Below are 23289 nucleotides of genomic sequence, written 5' to 3' on the forward strand. Positions count from 1 at the left end.
GTGATGTATGAGTAAAAATGCTGAATGGGTTCAACGAATGCTTCTCCTGTTTTTTGGACTAGCAGCCATAAAGGCAACCTGTAATAAATCAGGATTGGATTGTACAAAGGTGACCAACCGATTTGAGATCTCGGCTAAAGTCACACCTGATTATGATACCATTAAAGCAGGTGATTCCCTGGTATTGGAAATTAGTGAATCCACGAGCTTTGTTGATGTAAATACTGGTCAGTCTATAAACTTCAGTAATGCAGCAAATTTGGGAACTGCCATTGGATTTCAGCGTTATGATTCATTGGCCAGGTTTTGGCATGATGCTGCTGAATCATTCCGATTTTACCTGGTTGAAGGGAAGAGCACTCCCAGTGTAAATGAACTATTATTCAGGGAGTATCTGTTTGCTGAAACCAACAACAGGTATTTATTTAAGTTGATCCTGGTTCCCACGCAAAAAGGGCAGTTCCGGTTTGTATTCAGCAATTCCAGCAATACCTACAGAAAAAATGACCCATGTCCTAAAGCGAACTTTGCCATCAATTTAAAAGAAACCTCCCATAACAGGGGCCTGGTTGGTCCAGCAGATGAAAGTACTGCGGGCGGTGATTTCTATTTCATGGTGAACTAACCGATAGATGGTTATGGCTGGTTTCTAACCTGTGTATCGTTATTGAGTTTGGACAGTCCCACACCTGATACAACCGCCAGGTTCTCCTGTGTAAGTCCAGGATTTCACGTCGCTGCCGTACCACCCGGCCAATAGTTATCAATTCTGGGGTAGGTATAAATCTGCCGATTTCGGTGGTATTCTTTTTTATTCAATTTAATTACTATTTTAAGACAGTATGGTAAGTAAAAGTATATCCAATGTAGTAATTCTGTATTTCTCAGTCCTACTGCTGACCAATGCTTCCTGCAACTGTAGCAAAGACTGTACAGCCATCTATTATAAGTTTGAATTACCAGTAAGAATATTTCCCGATACAGATACACTGCAGTTAGGCGATTCGCTCACAATAATTATAGACGAGTCCAATTCCTTTGTGGAATTGCAATCCGGTACCCTGGTTCCTTTCAAGAGGGCTGCTAATTTGGGGTCGGCTATTTCCTTTGGAAAACGGGATCTGACCAATGGTTCATTTGAGTATGCTGCCAATGATTTCGATTTCACACTCATAAAGGGGAAGGAATCCAAAGTAGAAAATCGATCCTTATATCGGGCATATTTATTTGCGGAGGAAAATAACCGCTACCGGTTTCACCTGGTCATTAAGCCTAAAAAGCCGGGACTGTATCAGATGGTGTTTAGTAATTCGAATAACACCTACCGGGAATCGGCTCCCTGTGATAAGGCAAATTTTACGATCAACTTAAAAGAGACCAGCCATAACCGGCATTTGTTAGGGTATACCGGTGAAGATCTGCCGGGAGGAGATTTTTATTTTGTAGTGAAATAAGCAATAAAATGATAACCATTTCCAGAATGAAGGAGGGATATGAATTTATTAATAGGAATAAATGAAAATAGAGGTTTACAGTAAGTTCATATTTCTTCGTTTCTTACTGTAAGGTTGTTGAAAAAAAATAATACCTGAAATGTTCAATTTGTTTAGGAGAAAACGTGTTTCAGCTCTGGAGCTGGAATTGCTGATAAGTATATTTAATGGACTTGGGGAAGAATATTCTACCTACGCCAGGCAGGTTATGGGAGGATTATTGAATCGTGTTTATTTTCAATCCGATCCGATAAAGAATTACATTGGATTTTTTTATAACCGAGATGTTGTAAATGATTATGAAGATCGGAAAGGGCCAGCTTTTAAATTATTGGGAATTAAATTTTTGAGAATTCATTAAGAAAATTCATCGAAGTAAGATGAGATAATTGAAATAAATGAATCGATTTATCATGTCCTATCCAGTTAAATTTGAACGGCAGTCCAATTTGGAAAACACAAACAGTTATCCAGGTATTAAGTTAATTCAAAATTGTGACCATGAAGAATTTTATAAGGCAGCTGTATTTATTGAAAACTTATTGAGGGTGGAATTTTTCAATAAGGTAAATGATTATGATAGCTTTTTTTTGGATTTTAGATATAAATCCTGTGTACTGACCCTGCATCATAATGTCTTTTTAGGAGTATCTATCTATCCCGCAAATTGTTGGAATTATGGTTTGGATGATGAGAAGGCTTTGGAAGAGATTTATCAAAGCTTGACAGATGTTACCAAGTAGACCTTACTCTACAAGAAATGCCATGAATATTGATTTCAAAAAATACTTTCATGATTTTTTACCTCTGCCATCAGAAGATACATCCAGTATTGAGGAGGTAATTAATAAATGTGATTTTCCCTTTCCACAAGACTATATAGATTTCCTATCTGAGGTTGGTGGTGGCGAAGGTCCGATAGGCAGGAATAATTATCTTATAATTTGGCCATCATGCGATCTACTAAATAACAATGCCGACTATGCTTCATTTTCATTTGCTATTGATTATTTTTTAATTGGGCAAGATGCTGCAGACACTGCCTACGCTATAAAGAAGTCAGATGGAATGATATATGAATTTGGATTCTTGGCGAATCTAAATACTGATCCGGCAAAGCGCTGTGGGACTAATTTTTTGGACTTTATCAGGTATCTCTATTTTACTTAATTGATGCAAAATGAGCTAATTTATGAATAAAGCAATTTTAATTATACTTATACTAGTAACTGCTTCCTTCCGTTTCTGCTGCTCAACTGCACGATTGGTTAAAAGAACATTATCCCGACTTTCCACCTACTCCTGCCAAGACAGTTTACAATTTTGTGCTGTTTCTGCGGCAGAAATATGCTATTCCCCTGGAAGCCACCCCGCGGGAGTACTTTGTGGTTGCAGAGCTTCCTTATGGCCAGCAGGCGCAGGCTGACTTTGGACAGTACACGCTGCGCAGTGCGGAGAATAAACGCAAGACGGTTCATTTTTTTGTAATGATGCTGTCCCGCTCCCGCATGAAGTTTCTGCGGTTCTCGGACATCCCTTTTACTATCCGCACGGCTATTGCAGCACACGAAGATGTGTTCCACTTTGGTATTGAACTGCAAGTATGCTGCTGGATAGTAGCGTGCTTTCAGTTTATGTTCAAGTCGATACCCGTAATTGGTTAGGGTATTACAAAAATCCTTCATGAATGTCAAAATATTCGTCCATAGACGAAAAAAATACTATTTTTGACTAAATATTCGTCTATGGAAGAAAATTTTGCTTCTTTAGAAAAGTATAATTTCTGGAATGGGAATGTACCGGAACTCGGTTTTTTGCGTAAAGAGTACACAGATAAGATTTTTGACTACACAGGTAATAAATTAATAAAAGTATTAATAGGTCAGCGCCGGGTAGGGAAAAGCTATATTCTCCGTCAGTTGGCCTACCGGCTTATCAGCGAGGGAACTAACCCTGAAAATATATTTTACATAAATAAAGAATTTACGGAGTTTGATGCTGTTCAAAACTATCAAGACCTGGAAGATTTATATAAACTTTATAAAAGCAAGCTTAAACCGTCCGGGAAAATATATCTATTCATAGATGAAATTCAAAATATAGAAGGCTGGGAGCGTTTTGTCAATTCTCATTCACAGGATTATGTAGAAGCCTCAGAACTATTTATAAGCGGATCTAATTCTAAAATGTTATCGGGAGAGCTGGCTACACTCTTGTCAGGTCGCTATGTATCTTTTGAAATATTTCCTTTTAGCTTTAATGAATATACCGGTATAACTGATAAGAATGCATCGAAGCAAAGCTATATCGAGTATATGGAAAGCGGCGCTTTGCCGGAGTTGTTTGTTTTGCCTAACGAAGAAACCAGGCGTAATTATATTAGGGCTATTAAGGATACGGTTTTGCTGCGTGATGTTATTCAAAGGCACCAGATTAAAGATCCCAAGTTGCTGGAAGATATTTTTATATACATAGTTAATAATTCGTCAAATTTATTATCTATCACTAATATTGTTAATTTCTTTAAAAGTAATAATAGAAAAACATCGTACGATACTGTTTCCAATTACCTGGGTTTTATTGAAAATACGTTTCTGATTCACCGCGCGGAGCGCTACGATATAAAAGGGAAGGAAACCATTTCCGGTAATTGCAAGTATTATATCAATGATCTATCTTTTAAAAATTACCTGTATCCTGGCTTTGGCTATGGTATTGGATATAAATTAGAAAATCTTGTTTACCTGGAATTGCGGAGGGCAGGATATGAAGTATATGTAGGCATAACGCGCAATAAGGAAATAGATTTTGTGGCTAAAAAGGCAGACCGCTTAATTTATATACAAAGCACCTATCTTCTATTAGGGGAAGATACTATCCGCCGGGAATATAATCCGCTGGAAACAATTAAGGATAGCTATGAAAAGTGGGTTATCTCCCTGGATGATATTTCCCTGCCCTCACAGCAAGGCATCCGGCATATCCGGGTGTGGGAATTGTGGCAGGAGTTGTTGTAATCTATTTTATCTAATAAATCCTCATCAAAATAAAAGTCCCAACTGCACGGCAATCTCTTCACGCGTCAAGCACTGCTCGCGGCTTAGTAGAAAGATCTTTTTCCACTGCGGAGAATTAGGAATAAATGAAAATAGAGGTTCGAAGTAAGTTCATATATGCCATAACCTTGGAGGTTTGGATTTTTACGAAAAAAAGATAGGTAGGCATCAAGAAAGGTTGTAAAACGTAAACAGCAGTTACATTCAAAATTTCTTAAACCTGTTCCAGGCAAAAAAATGGAGGCGTTTCTCATTTTTATCCACGTAGGTTTTGAAATCTTCAAACATGGTCAGGTGTTCATATACTTCATCATAATAATGAAGTTCCAGACTGCGAATGGTAGTATGCCCTTTATAAATTTTGAAAGTAAGTGTAGCCTCAACTTCAAAGGGTGTTATTTCAATTTCCGCACCACAATTTAAATAGCGCATCCAGGAATTGGTATAATTCAATGCAAATAGATCATTGAGCGTCGTAATCCTGAAACCTTCAATAAAATCAGTTATGTTTTCTTCTTCCGTGCAGATACTCATAGCCAGAGGTCCCTGGTGAAGCGTAATTACTTTGAGATCGGTCCATAATTCATCATCGGAATTAATGCCAATTTCCATGCCTTCTGCATTTTTTATCCGGTTATTATTGGAACGCAGATAGGAGATTAGTTCGGTAGCAAGATTTGTAGACATTAGAAAAATAGTATCGGCAGAATCTGCCGGTTTTGATACAAAAATGCATAAATCAGGATTAAAAACCTTGAAACAGGCAGATTCTGATGAATTGCTCGGTACATTCTCCTAAATACTCTTAGGGTTACTTATGTTAAAGCTACTGAAATATCGATAAAAAGCACTGAAATAGGCATAAATCTGCCGATTTTGGCTAATTAGAAAGGAAAGAAATTGATAATCAGATTGAGGATCATTTTCATGGAATCCCTGGTGTTTTTTGGCCAATCCGATTTTGCCAGGAATTCTCCTTTAAATCGAGGTTTCTTCTCCGTAGGTGTATGTTCAGGCATAACAGTAAGATAAGGCAAGTTTTTATAAGAGAGAAGTTAAAGAGTGAAAGGAGTTAATTATTAATTTCCAATCGCCTAAGCAATATTATCTTTCAACCTGCTTAATATACGTGGATGTTAACCTTGAAGAAAATAAGAATATTTAAAGAGTTTCGAGGTGATATAGATTCCATTTGGACGATCTGGAAGGAAAGTAGCAAATCTGGATATAGAAGAAAATGAATTCTATTTAATAGAATCATTAGTTCATGATTATTTTTTGATTTATTCAAATCTTGCTTCTCAGGAATATGGTGCTGACTTTATGAAAAAACTTGTTGAATTATGTGATCAGTCTGAAATTTCAATGGTATTAAGGGAATTTAAAAATATTAAAAGTGGTGCTTGGTAAATGAATGAATTTCAATAGTGAAATTTTAATTTATAATTTCCGAGCATTTTAAGCTTGATATTTTTTTATCTTGTTTGTTTTTTTCAATCTGTTTTAAAAATTCATCCCTATTGTTTATTGTCTTCCACATACTTTCAATCCAATCGTTCACACTTACACCACAAGCTTTAAAGTGTTTTGTGTCCCAATCTATTTTTTTGATTTCGTCAAATACATTCTGCGCATCTGCAGCACTTACATATAACGCAATTTTTAATTTCGCTTCAAGAAGAGCTGCTTGTAAATAAGAGTTGGGTGAGGCATTTAAGGGCGGTTTTTTTGAATATTCATCTACCATAGAAAGAATATTCTTTAAAGAAATATTGCCGTCAAAAGACAAAGGGGTTTGTTTTTTGATACTTTCGATAACATCGTTAAAAAAATTACTATGTTTTGTATAAGGTATTTCAAATTGAAAACCTTTATTGTTAGTATATTCTTGTAGTACTATTGGGCCAGCCAAGCATGCTTTAATATCATTTCCCATTTTGTTGCCAAAAAGTGAGTATACAACAAAGTGTGGTCTATATTCTTCTGTTCTTGATAGTTTTATTAATTCTAAGCCAATTATTATAGGCCCTACTACCTTGTAAAATTTTTCTTGTGTGTAGTTAGACAATTGAGGAAATGCATTTTGCCAATCCTCAAATACTTTCTTTTTTATTTCTTTATCTAATGCCATTTTTAAATTAGGGTCTTATTACTTGTGTTGAGATTAATTCGGTAGCAATATTTGTAGACATTAGAAAAATAGTATCGGCAAAATCTGCCGGTTTTGATACAAAAATGCATAAATCAGGATTAAAAACACTGTAACAGGCAGATTCTGATAAATTGCTCGGTACATTCTCTTAAATACTCTTAGGGTTACTTATGTTCACTGGTTTGAGAGAATAAATTTTTTTAGGTTTAGACAATCGCCATAAAGAGTAAAAATTACTGTATAATAATAACATAGGTCATATTTTGGTTTTAATGGTGGAATTTGCATTTCTCGTTAGTATTACAAATCCTGTCCTCTCGATTTTAAGTCGAATTACCTTCCTATGAATAATGCTGAAAATGTGGATAACAACGCGCCTAACATTAGTTAAAATAAATGGGTGAAAAAATTTTTTCGAAGTTAGGTGGGCATATATATTTAACGCGTTCCTGTTTCAATTTCTCATGAAACACATGTACCACATGTTGCATGGTTAGTTTACATTGAAAAAAGAAACGATATGACAATTTTTTTTTGCTGAATTTGAGGATTTTGGAGCAAATCCAGCAGGGGTAAGCACATTGAAATAATCCCCAACCTTTATCCACATATGTTGGCATTTACCGGTCGGTTTTTAATGAGGGGCGACTAAATTTGATTTACACTGCAGGCCTGTGAAAACTGGATATATCAACAAGCTGTGTACAACTAATTTATTTAGCAGACTGAAATATTAGGAAATTACAGTCTATAAGTTCTTTGTAATGGATGAAAACAACGAGGTCCCAGATTTGGGACTGGGACCTCGTATAATTTTAGGAGAGGCATAAACGCAGTACAAATATATGTACCACATCTCCCTCCTACAAATTGAGTTTTCCCCCGAATGTTAATTATTTAAGATGCAAGCCCAAGGTGGGTCAAGTCTTGAAAATAGCTGTGTATTATTCATAGCCATCTGGTGAGTACCAGGTGATTTGTTAATTACTAATACACATTGTATGACGATGAGTCAGAACACAGTGTATCAAGGTACTTGCGAATTCTGTCGCGGCACTGGATTTATTTTCCGGAAGTGCATCAACAGAAAAGGGGTGACAATATGCCACCCCACGAAGTGTTACAAGATACCTTGTCCACACTGTAATGGATAGTTCCACCTATCCCCACAATGAAGCCCCTGGGTGTTCCACCACCTGGGGGATTTCTGGAAGCCGGTTTGTTTTAGCAGCCCGCTCTCCCAAGACTATCAGGAAATCCTGGTAGTCTTTTTTATTTTAATTAGTTGAAAGATCTGAGTAGAAAACGCTATAAACAAGAGCTTTATTATAACAGAACTCCTTTTGGATAGTTGGATTATCGTTGGTTTTTCAGTGCTTAAGAAAGCCTCTTAAGGAGATTCTTGCCCAAATATAGGGGCAAAAATGATACCTGTATCAAGGTTTTTGGGAGAATTTAAGTCCTTTTTGGCTACTCCGGGCATACATTTGGCCCTATTGGTTCATTGAATTTAATTTGACAGGAGCTTAAAATTACTCTGCTCAAGCTTCTCAAAGAAGGTTTGCTCACTTGCAGGATCATACACATATGGTAGAAATACCTGCAGGGGCAAGGCCTGCTCTAACAGAATCATAGATAACTGAATCTCTACCCAATCGCATATGATCTTCCAGGAGGTTCTGGAGGCTTGCTCCTGGATGCGTTTCTTTGTATCAGGCTGAGGGCGCTTGACTTCTTTCCAGAGTACATGGAAGCAATGCTCCACACGCGCAGGAAGCTTGAAGAACATATGCTAGGTGTTGACCATAATTCGGAAAGTAATTGCTACACAGATCCCTTCATCATACTTTTTGGAGATATGGGAGGTTCCAGTTGCTTCCAGGTTCTGTCCAATCGCCCATGAAGGTGGATGCAGGAACGTTGGAGGTATAATTTTTAAGCTTTATATTATGAGTATTTTAAGGTGTGGTTGTTCTAGTAATGAATTCATAAATGTATTATTGTAATGGTCACTCCGATTTGGTCAATGATCAATTCGGGGTGGCAGAGTGGCTTAATGCGCCCGATTGAAAACCGGGTATGCTCTTCACGGGGTATCGTGGGTTCGAATCCCACCCCCGCCGCTGCCGAAAGGCAAGCCCCCCCAGATAGAAATCACTATGATTCTAACTGAGGGGGCTTTAACGGTTTTTAAACAGGAGCTGTTTAGTTTTCTCTTCAATAATTTATTTTTTAAGTTTAAATGAATGTTTTTTCATCTTCATTATTGGTAAAATTTCTGTTATGAATGAATTGACAATTAATGTGATACATCCCGTTCTTGGAGAGATAATTGTAAAAGTCCAAAAAGCGTATGGTAAATACCAACACCCAACATTTATTATATTTATTGGTTATAATTTTTTAGGTTACCTAATTAAAGATCAAAAATGGCAGTTCTTTATGACGCCAGAAAATGATGATATAAAAACTGAGGGATTTGCAGTTGCAATTGGTGAGCATATTGAAAAAAACTTCAACATAATTGAGGATAATTCTCATGAAGAATTAAACTCTGAAGAATTCAATTAGTACTTAGAAGCACCTGAGTTTGATAAAACATGGAAAAACTGGCAGAAGCGACGTATTTATTGAGAACCTAATTGAATGATTGATGTAGGCCATCTTATGCATTAAGGGCAATTCTTTTTCACAAATCCTAAAGGCTGACAGTAGGCAGACAGAATCCAAAGTCCAACTCATCACTTATTCTTTACCATTGGTAAAAGTTGCTTTTTAAAAGCCTGGTTCTATCGAAAATAGATAGTTCTTCTCGCCAGGCACCAGGTAGCTACATACCACCTTCCCATCATAACTACCACAAACTCAACATTTTTAGTATTTTGTGGCGTAAACCCTTCCACAAAATGCTCGATAAGAAAACCTTATCTGAACGGGACATTTGTACCAAGTTCATTACCCCGGCCATTGAAAAAGCTGGCTGGGATAAGATGTCCCAATATTTAGAGGAGGTATCGTTTACAGATGGAAAGATTTATGTGAGAGGCCGAATAACCGCCAGAGGAGAACAAAAAAGGGCTGATTATATCCTCTACTTTAAGCCAAATATTCCCATTGCCATTATCGAAGCCAAAGACAACCGCCACCGGGTGGGTGCAGGAATGCAGCAGGCGTTGAATTATGCCCGAATTCTGGACATCCCCTGTGTATTCAGCAGCAACGGAGATGGCTTCTTATTTCATGACAGAACAGCCACAGATGGTAATCTGGAAACCGAACTGGCACTGGATGCGTTCCCAACTCCAGAAATGCTGTGGGAGAAGTACAAGACATTTAAAGGCATTGTTACCCCGGAGGCTGAAAGGATTACCATACAGGATTACTACTTCGATGGTTCAGGTCGCAAACCAAGATACTACCAGCAAATTGCGATTAACAGGACCGTTGAAGCCATCGCAAAAAGCCAGAACAGAATTTTACTGGTTATGGCCACAGGTACGGGAAAGACGTATACAGCTTTTCAAATTATTCATAGATTATGGAAAAGCGGAGCCAAGAAAAGAATCTTGTTTCTGGCTGACCGGAATGCCCTGATTGACCAGACAAGACGAGGTGATTTCAAACACTTCAGGGATAAGATGACCGTGGTGAAACAACGGCAGGTGGATAAAAGCTATGAAATTTATCTGGCATTGTATCAGGGGCTATCCGGCTCCACAGAAGATGCCAACATCTACAAACAATTCTCTCCTGATTTCTTTGATTTGATTATCATTGATGAGTGCCACAGGGGGAGTGCCAAGGAAGATAGTGCATGGAGGGAGATTCTCAGTTATTACAAGAACGCTACACATATCGGTTTAACGGCCACACCTAAAGAAACAAAGGAAACCAGCAACATTGAATATTTTGGAGATCCTGTATATACTTATTCATTGAAACAGGGTATTGATGATGGCTTCTTAGCTCCTTACCGGGTTATCCGTATTGGGCTTGATATAGATTTGGAAGGATGGAGACCACCCAAAGGATTTAAGGATAAGAATGGCAAAGTAGTAGAGGACAGAATTTATAACCGAACGGATTTTGACACCAACCTTGTTGTAGAAGAACGAAGAAAGCTGGTGGTGAAAAAAATATCGGAGTTTCTTAAAGGGTATGATCGATTTGCCAAAACTATTGTATTCTGTTGCGATATTGAACATGCGGAAGCTATGACCAGCTTACTCAGAAATGAAAACGCTGATATAGCTGGCGAGAACTACAAATATGTAATGCAGATAACCGGTGATAATGATGAAGGTAAAAGAGAGCTCGACAACTTTATAAATCCGGAAGAAAAATACCCCGTCATTGCAACCACATCAGAATTAATGACCACCGGGGTAGATGCCCAGACCTGTAAAGTAATTGTGCTGGACAGTGAGATAAAATCAATGACCAAGTTCAAACAGATTATCGGTAGGGGAACCCGTATAAATGAAGAATATGGGAAGCTTTATTTTACCATCCTTGATTTCAGGAATGTGACCGACTTGTTTGCGGATAAAGACTTCGATGGTGATCCTATACGAGTAAAACCGGTATCTGAAGAAACTGACCTTGTAGATATTATTGATGAAGAGGAAACTGATACAACCCCGATAATAGATGAAATAACTGGAGCGGAAATAGAAATAGCCAAACCAGCACCCCGGTACCCGCAAAATGAAACCTCAAGTACTGTTCAGGAAGGTCCAAGAGAAAAGGTATTTGTGAACGGCATAAATGTCTCTGTATTGGTAAGCCGGGAAATGTATTTCGACAATCAGGGAAAGCCTATTACTACCAGTCTGAAAGATCATACCAAGAAAATCATTCACGAACAATTTGCTTCGTTGGATGAATTTCTGAGAAAGTGGAATAACATGGAAAAGAAGGAAGCCCTCATTGAAGAATTACAGAATCAGGGAGTATTGGTAGAAGCTTTATATGATGCCGTAGGAAGGGAAGTTGATTTGTTCGACCTCATTTGCCATGTAGCTTATGACCAGCCACCGCTGACAAGGAAGGAAAGAGCCAACAATATGAAAAAGCGGAATTATTTTACCAAGTACGGTGAACAGGCAAGGAAAGTGCTGGAAGCCTTATTGGATAAATACGCGGATGAAGGAATAGAAAATATTGAAAGCATGGAAGTGTTGAAGGTAAAACCACTTACCGATTACGGCTCTCCAGTGGAAATAATAAAAGAGTTTGGAAGCAGGGAAAAATATCTGGAAGCTCTAAAGGATTTGGAAAAAGAACTCTATAAATCTGCTTAAATGAAAATTCGACAAATTTTGGATAAGATTGATGAAAACCAGTTATTCGTTCCGGCCTTTCAACGTGAGTATGTTTGGAAGAGAAATGATGCAAAGAATTTAATTTCTTCTTTAATAAAGGATTACCCAACCGGAACAATGCTTACCTGGGAAACCAACAATCCTCCTGAGTTAAAGGGCAAGTACAAATACAATGAAAACAAAGGAGCTGTAAAAATTATTCTTGATGGCCAGCAACGTATTACCACCCTTTATATGTTGATGAGGGGAGAGATACCTCCTTATTATACAGAAATGGAAATAGAAAATGACGTCCGTAATCTATATGTGAATGTTGAAACTCAAGAACTGGAATATTACAAAGTAAAAGTTATGGAGAATAACCCACTTTGGGTAAACATAACTGACATATTTAAAGGGAAAGTAAGGGAGCGGGACATTACAGATGAATTGGAAAAAAGGAACAACGGCGAAAGATTACCCCGTGAACGAGAAACTACTATTTCAAATAATATTCGAGCTATAGAACGAATAGAGGATAGAGATTTTTTAGAACAGATAATTCCGGTAAAAGCTTCAATTAAAGAGGCTATTGACATTTTCTACATTGTAAATGCCAGCGGAGTTAACCTTACAGATGCAGAATTGGCATTAGCCCAGATTTCAGGGTATTGGCCGAATGCAAGGAATTTATTCAAGAAGAAACTACAGGACTTAGAAAAGCAGGGTTGGGTGTTTAAACTTGACTTTGTTGTTTATGCCTTGCTGGCCGTTACTCACAGAATTGGCTCTAAAATGGAAAAGCTTCATACTGCAGACAATAAAGAAAAACTAATTGAAGCTTGGAACAAGCTTGATAACAGCGTACTAGACTATGTTTGTAATTTATTACAAAGTCAGGCGTATATTGACCATACCGATGAAATAAATTCAGTATATGCTCTCATTCCAATAATCACATTTACATTTAACAAGCCTGACAATAAACTGAATGAGGAGGAAATTAAAAAGGCTATCAAATGGTTTTACTATTCTCAAATAAGATTCAGATATATTAGCCAATTACCACAAAAGCTGGATAAAGACATTGGGATAATTTGTGATAATCCGAATCCTTTTGACACTCTGCTTGCCTTGATTGATGAGGAACGACCATTGGAAATTAAACCATCTGAGTTTATCGGACGTGATATTCGTCACCCACTTTTTTCTTTAATGAAATGGTACTTCAAAAGTAGGGGAGCAGTTTGTCTCGGTACCGGACTATCGCTGAGAAAGAATATGGGAAAGAAATATACTTTGGAACGTGATCACATTTTTGCATATTCTGTATTGCGTGACTCTGGTATCTATGATATGGATAACCAGTTTCATTATGCTATTGCGCAAGAAGTTACTAATCGAGCTATACTTACTTCTACAGAGAATAGGGAAAAATCTGCTACATATGCAGAGGTCTATCTTAAAAGAGTAAAAAAAGAATTCCCAAATGCTTTAAAACTTCAGTGTATTCCTGAAGATGAAAACCTCTGGAAAGTTGAAAACTATGAGAAGTTTTTGGATGTAAGAAGAGAAATACTGGCAAATGAGTTGAATACATATCTAACAAACATCTCTATTGGTCAGGTTAATGTATCAACCACTATTGATTTGTTGGATATGATACAGTCAGGGGAGCATGGGTTTCTTGAGTTCAAGTCTTCAATGCGTTGGAACTGGAAAGAAAATCGTCTTGACAAAAAGATAGAAGAAATTATTCTTAAAACTATTTCAGCCTTCAGTAATGCGCAAGGTGGCAAATTATTAATTGGTGTATCCGATGAGGGAGATATATTGGGTTTAGAATCTGATTACAATACTTTCAAGGAAGCAAACAAAGACAATTTTGAACTACACCTAAGAAATATCGTGAATAAGTCCTTTGGAAAAGAATTCGGGGCATTGAATCTCACAGTAAGGTTTCCTATCGTGAATGATATTGAGATTTGTGAGATTGATATCAAGGCTGGAAAAGCTCCCATGTACTGTGATGTTAGTGATAAGAACGGTGCACTTCAGAAGAAATTCTATGTTCGTAGTGGAAACACATCTCAGGAATTGGATATAGAAGAGACTGCCTCATATATTAAAAAGCGTTTCTAAAACTTGTTGTCCGAAAGATTCCCAGCCTATTTTGGCGATGGTATCGATAATACTTGTATGACCTATGCGTGAAGTATCAGACAAACTACAAATTTGAACCTGTGCAAAGATTGACTTCGATAATGGAATATTTTATTGAGTATTAGAGCAAAACACGGAATAAGAAAAAAGCAATAAAGAATAAAAATGACTAATATCTCAGGAACATTAAAAAGTATCCGTGACATCATGTGGCAGGATACAGGATTGAATGGCGATGCACAGCGTATTGAGCAATTAGGCTGGATGCTATTTCTGAAAATTTTCTCCGACAAAGACTTTGAAATGGAGATGCTGAGTACTAAGTATAAGTCCCCTATCCCGATAGAGCTTCAATGGGCTAATTGGGCCGGAGATGATGAAGGAATGACCGGTGATGAGTTATTGGAATTTATTGATCGAAAGCTATTCCCAACCTTAAGGAATATTAATGTTCATTCTGGAAATAAAAGGGCTTTGATTGTAAGGGAGGTATTTGAAGGTAACCACAACTACATGAAGAGTGGTACCAATATTCGGAAGGTACTAAACAAGCTGAACGAAATTGATTTCAATAAGGCCAAAGACCGCCATGCTTTTGGTGAATTATATGAGAACATATTAAAAGAGCTACAAAGTGCCGGAAAAAGCGGAGAATTTTATACCCCCAGAGCCATTACACAGTTCATCACTGATATGATTGATCCCAAGCTGGGAGAAAAGATTTTAGACCCGGCCTGTGGGACAGGAGGATTTTTGACCTGTGTAATTGAACATCTGTTGAAACAGGCTAACAATGTGGAGGATAGGCAAAGCATTGGAGAGAACCTTGCCGGGTGGGAATATAAGCCATTACCCTACCTGCTGGCTACCACCAATCTTATCCTGCATGATATTGAAGTACCCAATATCACATTCCGAGATGCCTTAGACCAGCCCCTGACCAATTACACTGAAAAGCACCGAGTAAATGCCATACTGGCTAATCCGCCATTTGGGGGCATTGTAGCCAATAACAATGAAGCCAATTTCCCTCAGACCTTCCGTACAAAAGAAAGTGCTGACCTGTTCCTGATAATGATGATACACCTGCTGAAACAGGGAGGACGGGCAGGCATAGTATTACCAGATGGTAGCCTGACTGGTGAAGGGGTAAAACAAAGGGTAAGACAGAGATTGTTGGAGGAATGTAACCTGCATACCATTATTCGCCTGCCCAATTCTGTATTCCAGCCTTACGCAACCGTGGCTACCAACCTTCTTTTTTTTGAAAAGGGAAAACCTACAAAAGAAATATGGTACTATGAACACCGGATGCCGGAAGGCTACAAAGCGTATAGCAAAACAAAATCAATACAGGTAAAGGAATTTGACCCGATAAAAAAATGGTGGAAGAAAAGAAAGGAATCGGATGTATGTTGGAAGGTTAACATCCAAGCCATTAAGGACAGGGGATATGACTTAGATATTAAAAACCCCACCAAACAGGAAGAAGTACATGAGTACAGCAGTGTCGAGCTAATGGAGCTACTGCATCAGTCATTTTTGAAAAGTGACAAATTATTGAAACAGTTAAAGGAGGCAGTGAGATGAGCGTAGATTTAAAATTCATACCATTAACCTTTATTACATCAAATGAAGAAATACTAAAACAGATAAAGAATACTGTTTTATTCTCATATCTCTTGAGTAAAAATGAAGAAACTTCTTTGAACTATTATCTTGAAACTACACAGTATGGTTTCACTGCATCTGCTCTTGGATCCGGTAGTCACAAGCTCGTAAGGATAACAGATATAAATAATGGTAAGGTTGACTGGAATACTGTTCCGTTTTGTAACTGTTCAGATGATAACAAATATTTGCTAAGAGACCACGATATTCTGGTAGCAAGAACTGGCGGCACTACAGGAAAAAGTTTTATTGTCAATAGTCCTCCTAAGAATGCTGTTTTTGCTAGCTACTTAATCCGATTGAGATTAAATAAAAATGCTAACATTGATTTTATTACCTGCTTCTTGAATTCTTACTTATTCTGGAGTCAGATTATTGAAATGAAATCGGGGTCTGCAATGCCCAATGTGAACGCCGAGAAGTTAAAAACCCTGAAACTACCAAAGTGCGATATTAAAACTCAGCGGGAAATAATACTGGCTTTTCAAAATGAGCAGAATAGAAATGAATTGAGCGGCTTATATCAAAAGGTCAATTCTATTGAAATACTATTTAAGGATAGTAACGAACTTTCTTCCAATCTAAATTATCAGCAAGATTTACTCATCCAACTCCGTCAATCCTTCTTAAGTGAAGCCATGCAGGGAAAACTGGTAAAACAAGACCCTAAAGACGGCCATGCCAAAGACCTGCTGCAGAAAATAAAAGCAGAGAAAGCTAAGTCAGGTAAAAAGGAAAGAGAACTGCCACCCATAAAGCCGGAAGAAATACCATTTGAGATTCCGGGAAATTGGGTGTGGGCTAGATTGGGGGACATATGCTCAAAGATTGGTTCTGGAAGTACACCGAAAGGTAGTAATTACACAAAAACTGGAATTCCATTTTTCCGTTCTCAAAACGTGTATGATGAGGGGTTGATTTATGAAGATATAAAATACATATCAGATGAAGTACACAGTCAGATGAGTGGTACAACTGTCTTTTCGAACGACATTCTTTTGAATATCACAGGTGGTTCTTTGGGAAGATGTTCTTTAGTGCAGGAAGACTTTAAAGAAGGTAACGTAAGTCAACACGTTTGTATAATAAGACCTGTCCAATTCAGCAATAGATTTTTACATAAAGTTATCTTATCACCATTCTTTCAAAAGCTAATTTTCAAGTCTACTACCGGTGCAGGTAGGGAAGGTTTACCAAAGTACAATCTTGAACAATTCTTGGTGCCAATTCCTCCAATTCCTGAGCAAAGTCGTATTGTAAAAAAGTTGACCGAGTTAATGAATCTTTGTGATGATTTGCAGCAAAGCATACAAGACACTCGAGAACAGAACGATTTATTATTGCAGCAGGTATTGAAGGAGGCATTAATGTTAAATAAGTAACAGTACATGATAAAAATCGCCGATAACGATTATTCACTTCCGGTTGTTGAAGCCATCAGCTCGCACGAGCAGTTTACCACCGGGGCGAATAAACCTTTATTGGTTACGGCTGATGATCAAAATGGAAGCAAGGGTGATTATGTTGTAAAGCTCAGAGGAGCCGAACGAATGTCACCCGAAGCCTGTATGCGGGAATTGCTGGCAGCATTTATTGCCATGCAGATGGAAATTAAAGTGGTGAAGCCTGTTCTTGTCCATATTTCACCGGAGTTTGTTGAATTGTTAAAGGGAAGTGATGCATGGGGACTTGCCCACAAAAGCATTGGCTTTAATTATGGTTCGGAATATGTGCCGGGTTACAAAACCATTCTTGTTAATGAAGAACTGAATAATCACCAGTTACCATTTGCCCAGCAGCTATTCTGTTTTGATGTCTTTATCCAAAACTCTGACCGTACAAAGGAGAAACCGAACATGATTACCAACGGTAATGAAATGGTAATTTTTGACCATGAACTCGCTTTTGGCTTTGCATTGGATATATTTAAGAATCCGACACCATGGCAACTAAGTGCCAATGACTTAGAATGGATAAACCGGCATTGTCTGCTGCCTTTTTTAAAGGGCAGGGATTTTGACTATGCGGGATTCTCAGACAGGTTGAGTAACTTGAGCTCGGAATTCTGGCAGGCAGCAAAAGCCTTAATCCCGGAAGAGTGGCAATCCAAGCAATTTGAAACAATCAGGCAGTACCTGACTGCAATTTGTGAACACAAGGAATCGTTTATTACAGAACTCAAAAAACTGATGTTATGAAGACTTTACAGTATCAGGTTCTCCGGTATCTGCCGGACAGGGTGTCCGGTGAGTTTGTAAACTTGGGCGTAGTACTCTACGATGCTCAGGATAAAATACTGCGAGGCAAATTCATCAGCAAAATTGGCAAGATTTCTGAATTTTTCCCGGAAGTGAACAGTCGTTACCTGATTAAATGCATAAAATCCATTCAACAATCGATAGCAGAAATCTCCCGGCAATTAGAATCGGAATTTGAATTTGAGAAATGCTCTTATTTGGATGTTATTACAAAACAGGTTTTGCCGAAAGATGATAGTGCATTAATTTTCTCAGAAGTAAAAAAAACGCTGGATATAAATGCGGAGGTTGCGGTTAGTGATTTGTTTTCCCGTTTTGTCAGGATACAGGTAACCGATGAAGATGATGAAATCAGAAGGGATAAAGAAGTGTGGAATAAGGTTTATAAGAAGCATTTTGATGAATCTGGTATTACTAAACATTTCCAGCATCATAAGGTAAAGACGCAAAATGATGAACTGGAGTTTGATAAAGCCTGGAAAAACGGAGCATGGAATTGTTTTGAATCAGTCTCGTTTAATTTAAACAGACCGGATGCCATAAAAAATAAAGTTTATAAATGGGTGGGAAAACTTGATGAACTCAGCAGTGCTACAGAGCCTGTTCATATTTATCTTTTAAGCGTTTTACCTCATGAACATCCCGAGTTAAACAATTTTATCACAAAGAAAATACAGTCGAAAAGCACTGATAAAACTAAAATTGAAATTATTTCTGAAGAACAATTGGAAATGGCAGCCAAGAAGATAAAACAGGAAATAGAGCAGCACATACAATCCTGAATTTTCGGTTTCTTTGATGCCTTTGTACCATCTTCTACCGACGAAAGGTTATATTAGCCCTCATACAAAGCTTTGGAGGCAGTTTGGGCAAAACCCAACTGCAAAAGCTATTACTGCTCTATACGCAGAAGCAGGAGAAGCCGGACTATCATTTTGTGCCGTATAAATTTGGCTGTTATTCCTTTCAGGCAGCTTTGGATATTTCCACCATGCAAAAGTACGGCCAGGTACAGGTTAGTAATAAAGGTATAGAAAAGGCAGACCCGGTGGATTATGTTAGCTTGCTAAAGGAAAAAGACCGGATGGCACTAAAGCAGCTTTATATCCTGCATGGTAACAAAGATTACAAAGACCTGATACATCAGACCTATATACAGCATCCCTACTATGCCATTCATAGTGAAAGAGCAGAAAGATACCTGAATGCCGGAGAGCTTCAAAAAGTGGCTCAATATAGACCTACCGCTTCCAAAACCATTCTATATACAATCGGGTATGAAGGCATTTCATTAGAGCAATACCTGAACAAACTAATTGGAAAAGCTGTACGGGTACTGGTTGATGTACGAAACAACCCTCGGAGTATGAAGTATGGCTTTTCCAAAAGTCAACTGCTGAATGCCTGCACCAGTGTAGGAATTGAATACCTGCATTTACCGGAGGTAGGCATAATTTCGGAGCAAAGACAAGAACTAACCTGTCAGGCTGATTACGACAAGCTGTTTGCCAAATACAGAAAAGAAACATTGCCCTATACTGTTTCCACGCAGGAAAAGATATTACACCTACTAAAAGAAAAGAAACGCATTGTCCTTACTTGTTTTGAAGCCAATATTTGCCAATGCCATCGCAAACATCTGGCAGAAGCAATTATCAACTCCCCGGATGGGATTGCGAACTAATCCATTTGTAAATATCTCATCTCAAAGTATTGCTTACGTCCTGAAGAATGCATACCCATAAATCATTTCAATTATTTAAGTATATCGGCTATAATTTATTTAATATATGGCATAACTAGTTCCAACATTATCCAATAATTTCACAACATTACTACCGTTAAAATCACACGAAAATAAACTAGACCATGGGGCACTTGAAATAGTGGCTCTAAATATGATTTTTTGGTCAGTTGTTACTACGATAGCAGATCCATTTGTTTCAGGAGTTGCCTGGTTAAGACTAATTAAATAGCCACTCGGTAATGTAATATTTAATTTTTGGGGATTAGAACCATCAATATTTGCTTTCCAAATTTCATCTCCTCTAGTACCAGCAGGATTACTTCGGGAAAAGAAAATTAAGCTTGGTGCTGCGGATGTGGTGGTTTTAACTGACAATGTGCCATTGTTTGTGACATCTAAACCTTCTCCAACAATTATTCCGCCCAACCTGGATGAAGTTGCAGTGGGTAATATGTATGTACTCCCTCCAGATTGTGCATCTGAAGTCTTTTGGCAACTGACTTGAATAATGAAAATTGTTGTTGAAAAAAATAGAAGTACAATGGAGCTTTTTAGTATTTTATTCATGGGATATATTTTTTACAAAATTGAATTATTATTATCTCGGACTAACATACTTAGCTAAGTTTATTCCTTTATTTATTTCGGTGTTGTAAGAAATAGGTAGTCCGGATTGTTGAACTACTTCTCGTACACCAATTTTTTGGAGATGTTCTGCATATTTTATTCCGAATAAATGAACCATGGTTACTTGTTCATTTTTTGGTGCATTTGAGTACATTTCTTTTAATGTGCTACTAAGCTGGTTTAATGTCATTTGATAAAATTTAAATTGATTAAAATTTATAATAAAGGTTACATAATTTAAATCTATTTGATTTATTTTAGTCTATTTGGGCTCAATGCTTTTGGACAATATTTTTCAATTTAGATATTCTAGATGCTTTTATAATACGGGAAACCGGAAATCACTTCAATTGATATCCATTTTTTAGAAATTCCACCCCTTTCCTCCATTCTCCTTGCTTCCTTCCCCCTTCCTCCACACCCCCCACATGTCGTTCAGAACCACTTTTTGGTCGTTCGTCGTGGTTTTTTGTCGATTCGCGAAGTTTATTTTTTTGAGTGAAAATTGGGTTCTAATCTTGTTTTGTCATTCAGAACAAACAGAACAACTACCGGTTACGCCCGACCGCCTTATGTAGCAAAGGGAGATAAGGCCCCAATGCTGCTTCGGGATAAATCAAGTCTCATTTCAAGTTGCTTTTTCTGATGATGCACTCCGGCAATGCTGGTACTGTGTTTGGCTCGCCGGGTGATAGCCTCCCTACCCAATTCAACTAAGCATCGGTGTTATTTCCCGACTTGCCGGAACGGTTCCGGAACGATTCACTGACGGTTCCATAACGGTCAAAGAACGATCAACTAACGGTATAAGAACGGTACCGGAACGGTTGTCGGAAAATTTCGCCTGCTTTTACGAGGCTGAACCCCGCCTGCCACACCCTCCAGTCTGCCCACTCTTTAATCCGCTTCCCCTTTTTTTCATCCAATTAAAACTTAAAAAAATGGCACGTTCATCTAACAATGTCCTGACTCGTAATTACACCGGTACAGTAGCCGGACAGTATTCCCTTCGCATGAAAGGCGATCAATCCATCCTGGCGGGACTTCCAAAGCCGCGAAAAGAAAGATCCGACACTGAAAAAACAAAGGCAGTTAAACGCAAGTTTTCCCTTGCTGTGATCTATGGAAAAAAAGCAATCGCCAACCCGGAACTCAAAGCCGCCTACCAGGCAATCGCTAAGAAAAACCAGTCTGCCTATAATGCTGCGGTGCTGGATGCGCTCAAAGGTCCTGAAATCGACAACCTGCGTATAGATGGATACTCTGGTGCAGCCGGACAATCCCTCACTGTCCAGGCAACCGACAACTTCCGCGTTAACAAAGTGAGCTTTGGCCTCTTTGCTCCCGATGGTAGTCTGCTCGAAGAAGGAGATGCTGTTATGGATGATAATGGTTTCGATTGGATCTATACCACCCAATCTGAAATCCAATCTCCTGCCGGTACCATCATTCGGGTGATTGCAGAAGATGTGCCTAAAAATCGCAGCCAATTCGAGGCAGTGATCTAATCACCTGCTTCTCTTTTGAAAAACCAATTTTTTACATCATTCAATCTTCTATCATGAAACAACAGGATATCGATCAAATGAGCATTGCTCAAAGAGCCAGCGCGGAAACGCCGAAGTTTTTTCTGAAACTCAGAAATATCGGACTGGCACTTGCCGGCATCAGTGCCGCACTGCTGGCCTCTCCGGTTGCACTCCCCGCTATCATCACTACCATCGCCAGTTATATGGGTGTGGCAGCTACGGTTGCCAGTGCCGTTAGCCAGGTGGCTGTGAAAGGTTAACCCCGTTTTTAACTTCCAAAATCCTTTTCTATGGCTATTACGATTAAAGCACTGGTGGATGCTTTCCTCCAGGCTTTGAAGGAACACAAAAAAGCGAAGCGCAAAAACCATGTCTTAAACGAGGCCAATATTCGTTTTCGCAAGGCAGTTGCCTTTGCTAAGATGGTCCGCAGGGATGCTACCTGGAGCCAGTTCTATCTGGAACAGGTTCCCAACTGCAAATCAGTCTTTCACCTGGCCCTGCGCGATGCACTGGTCGGTCCCCATCTCTGTCATCCGGTTATCCATCCCTCCAAACCTTGCAAGCCCCTTATGATGGAGGTACAGGCTTCCGATAATGTCGGGGTGGCTCGGGTCTTCTTTCAATTCAAAAACAGCAAGGGTGAATTGCTGGAAGAGGGCAGGGGGATGCCTGGTGATAAGGGCAGTACCTGGAGTTACTCCACCACTGCCCGCGCGAAAGACTTCAGTGAGTGTTTCGTCACCATCACGGCCTACGACCTCGCAGGAAACAAGGCAGTCATCCATAAATCGCTCTAGCTATGGAACTGCTTTTGGAAAGAGAATATCATTCGTCAGGTACGAATGGTATCCTGAGCTGCCGCGATCAATTCATCTGCTTCACCATCGAACTTCCCTGGCGCAAAAATCAACGGATGATTTCCTGCATCCCGGAAGGACGATATCAACTGGTGCTTCGCTTCAGCGATCGCCACCAATGGCACCTCCTGGTGAAAGCAGTGCCGGACAGATCCCTGATCCTCCTGCACAAGGCTACTCATGCTTTGAAGGAGCTCAAAGGTTGTATCGCACCGGTGACTGAATTGCTGGCTCCTGGTATTGGTAAAAAATCGGTGGATGCTTTTGATTCGCTTATGTTACTGGTGCGGTCTGCACTGGAAGCAAAAGAGCGGGTATGGCTCACCGTTACCAACCTCTCAGATCGCTATGCTTCTGCTGCTGCGTAAGCATTCGATTCGTAAACCCCGGCTAGTCCTGGCTGGGGTTTTTTTTCCAAAAAAAGCGACGG

General features: G+C 38.8%; 23 protein-coding genes and 1 tRNA gene. 19 read left to right on the plus strand and 5 right to left on the minus strand.

The features are described 5' to 3' along the window. Positions 1-7: 7 nt before the first annotated feature. The 6 genes from L0U88_RS07185 to L0U88_RS07210 all read left to right on the plus strand — a co-directional run bounded on the left by L0U88_RS07185 (position 8) and on the right by L0U88_RS07210 (position 4510). On the plus strand, positions 8-625 hold the full coding sequence (locus L0U88_RS07185; protein ID WP_234865057.1) for a hypothetical protein: 618 nt from the start codon (positions 8-10) through the stop codon (positions 623-625). A gap of 217 nt (positions 626-842) precedes the next feature. Next, entirely contained in the window at positions 843-1454 is a 612-nt protein-coding gene (locus tag L0U88_RS07190) for a hypothetical protein (RefSeq protein ID WP_234865059.1), read from the plus strand. Positions 1455-1891: 437 nt separating this feature from the next. Further along, positions 1892-2236, plus strand: coding sequence for a hypothetical protein (locus tag L0U88_RS07195; protein WP_234865061.1), 345 nt, complete (start codon positions 1892-1894; stop codon positions 2234-2236). Next, complete coding sequence (locus tag L0U88_RS07200) at positions 2223-2663, plus strand: SMI1/KNR4 family protein (RefSeq protein ID WP_234865063.1); 441 nt, start codon at positions 2223-2225, stop codon at positions 2661-2663. The genes L0U88_RS07195 and L0U88_RS07200 overlap by 14 nt, the downstream gene beginning before the upstream one ends. A gap of 155 nt (positions 2664-2818) precedes the next feature. Further along, positions 2819-3157 carry a hypothetical protein gene (locus tag L0U88_RS07205; RefSeq protein WP_234865064.1) on the plus strand — a complete coding sequence of 113 codons (339 nt, stop codon included), beginning with the start codon at positions 2819-2821 and terminating at the stop codon, positions 3155-3157. A gap of 81 nt (positions 3158-3238) precedes the next feature. After that, on the plus strand, positions 3239-4510 hold the full coding sequence (locus tag L0U88_RS07210) for an ATP-binding protein (protein ID WP_234865065.1): 1272 nt from the start codon (positions 3239-3241) through the stop codon (positions 4508-4510). Between the two features lie 243 nt (positions 4511-4753). On the opposite strand, the gene L0U88_RS07215 is transcribed toward L0U88_RS07210, so the two are convergent. The 3 genes from L0U88_RS07215 to L0U88_RS07225 form a co-directional block, all read right to left on the minus strand. After that, positions 4754-5236, minus strand: coding sequence for a hypothetical protein (locus L0U88_RS07215; protein ID WP_234865066.1), 483 nt, complete (start codon positions 5234-5236; stop codon positions 4754-4756). 748 nt (positions 5237-5984) lie between these two features. Next, a complete protein-coding gene (locus L0U88_RS07220; RefSeq protein ID WP_234865067.1) occupies positions 5985-6680 on the minus strand; it encodes a hypothetical protein in 696 nt (231 codons plus the stop codon). Positions 6681-8211: 1531 nt separating this feature from the next. Then, entirely contained in the window at positions 8212-8490 is a 279-nt protein-coding gene (locus L0U88_RS07225) for a hypothetical protein (protein ID WP_234865069.1), read from the minus strand. A 247-nt stretch (positions 8491-8737) separates the two neighbouring features. Between L0U88_RS07225 and L0U88_RS07230 the strand changes: the two genes are divergently transcribed. The 9 genes from L0U88_RS07230 to L0U88_RS07270 all read left to right on the plus strand — a co-directional run bounded on the left by L0U88_RS07230 (position 8738) and on the right by L0U88_RS07270 (position 19780). Beyond that, positions 8738-8824, plus strand: a tRNA-Phe gene (locus L0U88_RS07230). 160 nt (positions 8825-8984) lie between these two features. After that, positions 8985-9272: a hypothetical protein gene (locus L0U88_RS07235; protein ID WP_234865071.1), complete on the plus strand. Its 288-nt coding sequence runs from the start codon at positions 8985-8987 to the stop codon at positions 9270-9272. A 335-nt stretch (positions 9273-9607) separates the two neighbouring features. After that, entirely contained in the window at positions 9608-12004 is a 2397-nt protein-coding gene (gene hsdR / locus L0U88_RS07240; protein ID WP_234865073.1) for an EcoAI/FtnUII family type I restriction enzme subunit R, read from the plus strand. Further along, complete coding sequence (locus L0U88_RS07245; protein ID WP_234865075.1) at positions 12005-14146, plus strand: GmrSD restriction endonuclease domain-containing protein; 2142 nt, start codon at positions 12005-12007, stop codon at positions 14144-14146. Between the two features lie 186 nt (positions 14147-14332). Further along, positions 14333-15757, plus strand: coding sequence for a class I SAM-dependent DNA methyltransferase (locus L0U88_RS07250; protein ID WP_234865077.1), 1425 nt, complete (start codon positions 14333-14335; stop codon positions 15755-15757). Continuing rightward, positions 15754-17220, plus strand: a complete 1467-nt coding sequence (locus tag L0U88_RS07255; RefSeq protein WP_234865079.1) for a restriction endonuclease subunit S — start codon at positions 15754-15756, stop codon at positions 17218-17220. Before L0U88_RS07250 ends, L0U88_RS07255 begins: the two co-directional genes overlap by 4 nt. A gap of 6 nt (positions 17221-17226) precedes the next feature. After that, positions 17227-18036 carry a HipA family kinase gene (locus L0U88_RS07260; RefSeq protein WP_234865082.1) on the plus strand — a complete coding sequence of 270 codons (810 nt, stop codon included), beginning with the start codon at positions 17227-17229 and terminating at the stop codon, positions 18034-18036. Then, positions 18033-18878 (plus strand): DUF3037 domain-containing protein, encoded by an 846-nt coding sequence (locus L0U88_RS07265; protein WP_255722995.1) that lies wholly within the window; start codon positions 18033-18035, stop codon positions 18876-18878. Before L0U88_RS07260 ends, L0U88_RS07265 begins: the two co-directional genes overlap by 4 nt. 83 nt (positions 18879-18961) lie before the next feature. Further along, a complete protein-coding gene (locus tag L0U88_RS07270; protein WP_234865086.1) occupies positions 18962-19780 on the plus strand; it encodes a DUF488 domain-containing protein in 819 nt (272 codons plus the stop codon). A gap of 99 nt (positions 19781-19879) precedes the next feature. Here L0U88_RS07270 and L0U88_RS07275 read toward each other — a convergent pair whose 3' ends face one another. Both L0U88_RS07275 and L0U88_RS07280 read right to left on the minus strand, forming a co-directional pair. Beyond that, the gene (locus L0U88_RS07275) at positions 19880-20410 is read right to left on the minus strand and encodes a hypothetical protein (protein WP_234865088.1); all 531 of its coding nucleotides are present in this window, start codon (positions 20408-20410) and stop codon (positions 19880-19882) included. A 31-nt stretch (positions 20411-20441) separates the two neighbouring features. Then, positions 20442-20660 (minus strand): HTH-like domain-containing protein, encoded by a 219-nt coding sequence (locus L0U88_RS07280; protein WP_234865090.1) that lies wholly within the window; start codon positions 20658-20660, stop codon positions 20442-20444. Positions 20661-21411: 751 nt separating this feature from the next. On the opposite strand from L0U88_RS07280, the gene L0U88_RS07285 reads away from it, so the two are divergent. Genes L0U88_RS07285 through L0U88_RS07300 form a run of 4 tightly spaced genes read left to right on the plus strand, consistent with a single transcriptional unit; the run spans position 21412 to position 23227 of the window. Beyond that, positions 21412-21978, plus strand: a complete 567-nt coding sequence (locus L0U88_RS07285; protein ID WP_234865092.1) for a hypothetical protein — start codon at positions 21412-21414, stop codon at positions 21976-21978. A 53-nt stretch (positions 21979-22031) separates the two neighbouring features. Then, positions 22032-22259: a hypothetical protein gene (locus L0U88_RS07290; RefSeq protein WP_234865094.1), complete on the plus strand. Its 228-nt coding sequence runs from the start codon at positions 22032-22034 to the stop codon at positions 22257-22259. A gap of 30 nt (positions 22260-22289) precedes the next feature. Next, on the plus strand, positions 22290-22799 hold the full coding sequence (locus tag L0U88_RS07295; protein WP_234865096.1) for a hypothetical protein: 510 nt from the start codon (positions 22290-22292) through the stop codon (positions 22797-22799). 2 nt (positions 22800-22801) lie between these two features. Continuing rightward, positions 22802-23227 (plus strand): DUF5675 family protein, encoded by a 426-nt coding sequence (locus L0U88_RS07300; RefSeq protein ID WP_234865097.1) that lies wholly within the window; start codon positions 22802-22804, stop codon positions 23225-23227. The last annotated feature ends 62 nt before the right edge of the window (positions 23228-23289 follow it).

It is taken from the genome of Flavihumibacter fluminis, from assembly GCF_021491375.1.
GTDB lineage: Bacteria > Bacteroidota > Bacteroidia > Chitinophagales > Chitinophagaceae > Flavihumibacter > Flavihumibacter fluminis.

Coding starts and splice junctions, on each gene's coding strand:
- L0U88_RS07300 (WP_234865097.1), top strand. CDS start 22,802: ATGGAACTGCTTTTGGAAAGAGAATATCATTCGTCAGGTACGAATGGT.
- L0U88_RS07250 (WP_234865077.1), top strand. CDS start 14,333: ATGACTAATATCTCAGGAACATTAAAAAGTATCCGTGACATCATGTGG.
- L0U88_RS07225 (WP_234865069.1), bottom strand. CDS start 8,490: ATGTTCTTCAAGCTTCCTGCGCGTGTGGAGCATTGCTTCCATGTACTC.
- L0U88_RS07190 (WP_234865059.1), top strand. CDS start 843: ATGGTAAGTAAAAGTATATCCAATGTAGTAATTCTGTATTTCTCAGTC.
- L0U88_RS07185 (WP_234865057.1), top strand. CDS start 8: ATGAGTAAAAATGCTGAATGGGTTCAACGAATGCTTCTCCTGTTTTTT.
- L0U88_RS07295 (WP_234865096.1), top strand. CDS start 22,290: ATGGCTATTACGATTAAAGCACTGGTGGATGCTTTCCTCCAGGCTTTG.
- L0U88_RS07245 (WP_234865075.1), top strand. CDS start 12,005: ATGAAAATTCGACAAATTTTGGATAAGATTGATGAAAACCAGTTATTC.
- L0U88_RS07285 (WP_234865092.1), top strand. CDS start 21,412: ATGGCACGTTCATCTAACAATGTCCTGACTCGTAATTACACCGGTACA.
- L0U88_RS07220 (WP_234865067.1), bottom strand. CDS start 6,680: ATGGCATTAGATAAAGAAATAAAAAAGAAAGTATTTGAGGATTGGCAA.
- L0U88_RS07280 (WP_234865090.1), bottom strand. CDS start 20,660: ATGACATTAAACCAGCTTAGTAGCACATTAAAAGAAATGTACTCAAAT.
- L0U88_RS07235 (WP_234865071.1), top strand. CDS start 8,985: ATGAATGAATTGACAATTAATGTGATACATCCCGTTCTTGGAGAGATA.
- L0U88_RS07215 (WP_234865066.1), bottom strand. CDS start 5,236: ATGTCTACAAATCTTGCTACCGAACTAATCTCCTATCTGCGTTCCAAT.
- L0U88_RS07210 (WP_234865065.1), top strand. CDS start 3,239: ATGGAAGAAAATTTTGCTTCTTTAGAAAAGTATAATTTCTGGAATGGG.
- hsdR (WP_234865073.1), top strand. CDS start 9,608: ATGCTCGATAAGAAAACCTTATCTGAACGGGACATTTGTACCAAGTTC.
- L0U88_RS07200 (WP_234865063.1), top strand. CDS start 2,223: ATGTTACCAAGTAGACCTTACTCTACAAGAAATGCCATGAATATTGAT.
- L0U88_RS07275 (WP_234865088.1), bottom strand. CDS start 20,410: ATGAATAAAATACTAAAAAGCTCCATTGTACTTCTATTTTTTTCAACA.
- L0U88_RS07290 (WP_234865094.1), top strand. CDS start 22,032: ATGAAACAACAGGATATCGATCAAATGAGCATTGCTCAAAGAGCCAGC.
- L0U88_RS07265 (WP_255722995.1), top strand. CDS start 18,033: ATGAAGACTTTACAGTATCAGGTTCTCCGGTATCTGCCGGACAGGGTG.
- L0U88_RS07255 (WP_234865079.1), top strand. CDS start 15,754: ATGAGCGTAGATTTAAAATTCATACCATTAACCTTTATTACATCAAAT.
- L0U88_RS07260 (WP_234865082.1), top strand. CDS start 17,227: ATGATAAAAATCGCCGATAACGATTATTCACTTCCGGTTGTTGAAGCC.
- L0U88_RS07195 (WP_234865061.1), top strand. CDS start 1,892: ATGAATCGATTTATCATGTCCTATCCAGTTAAATTTGAACGGCAGTCC.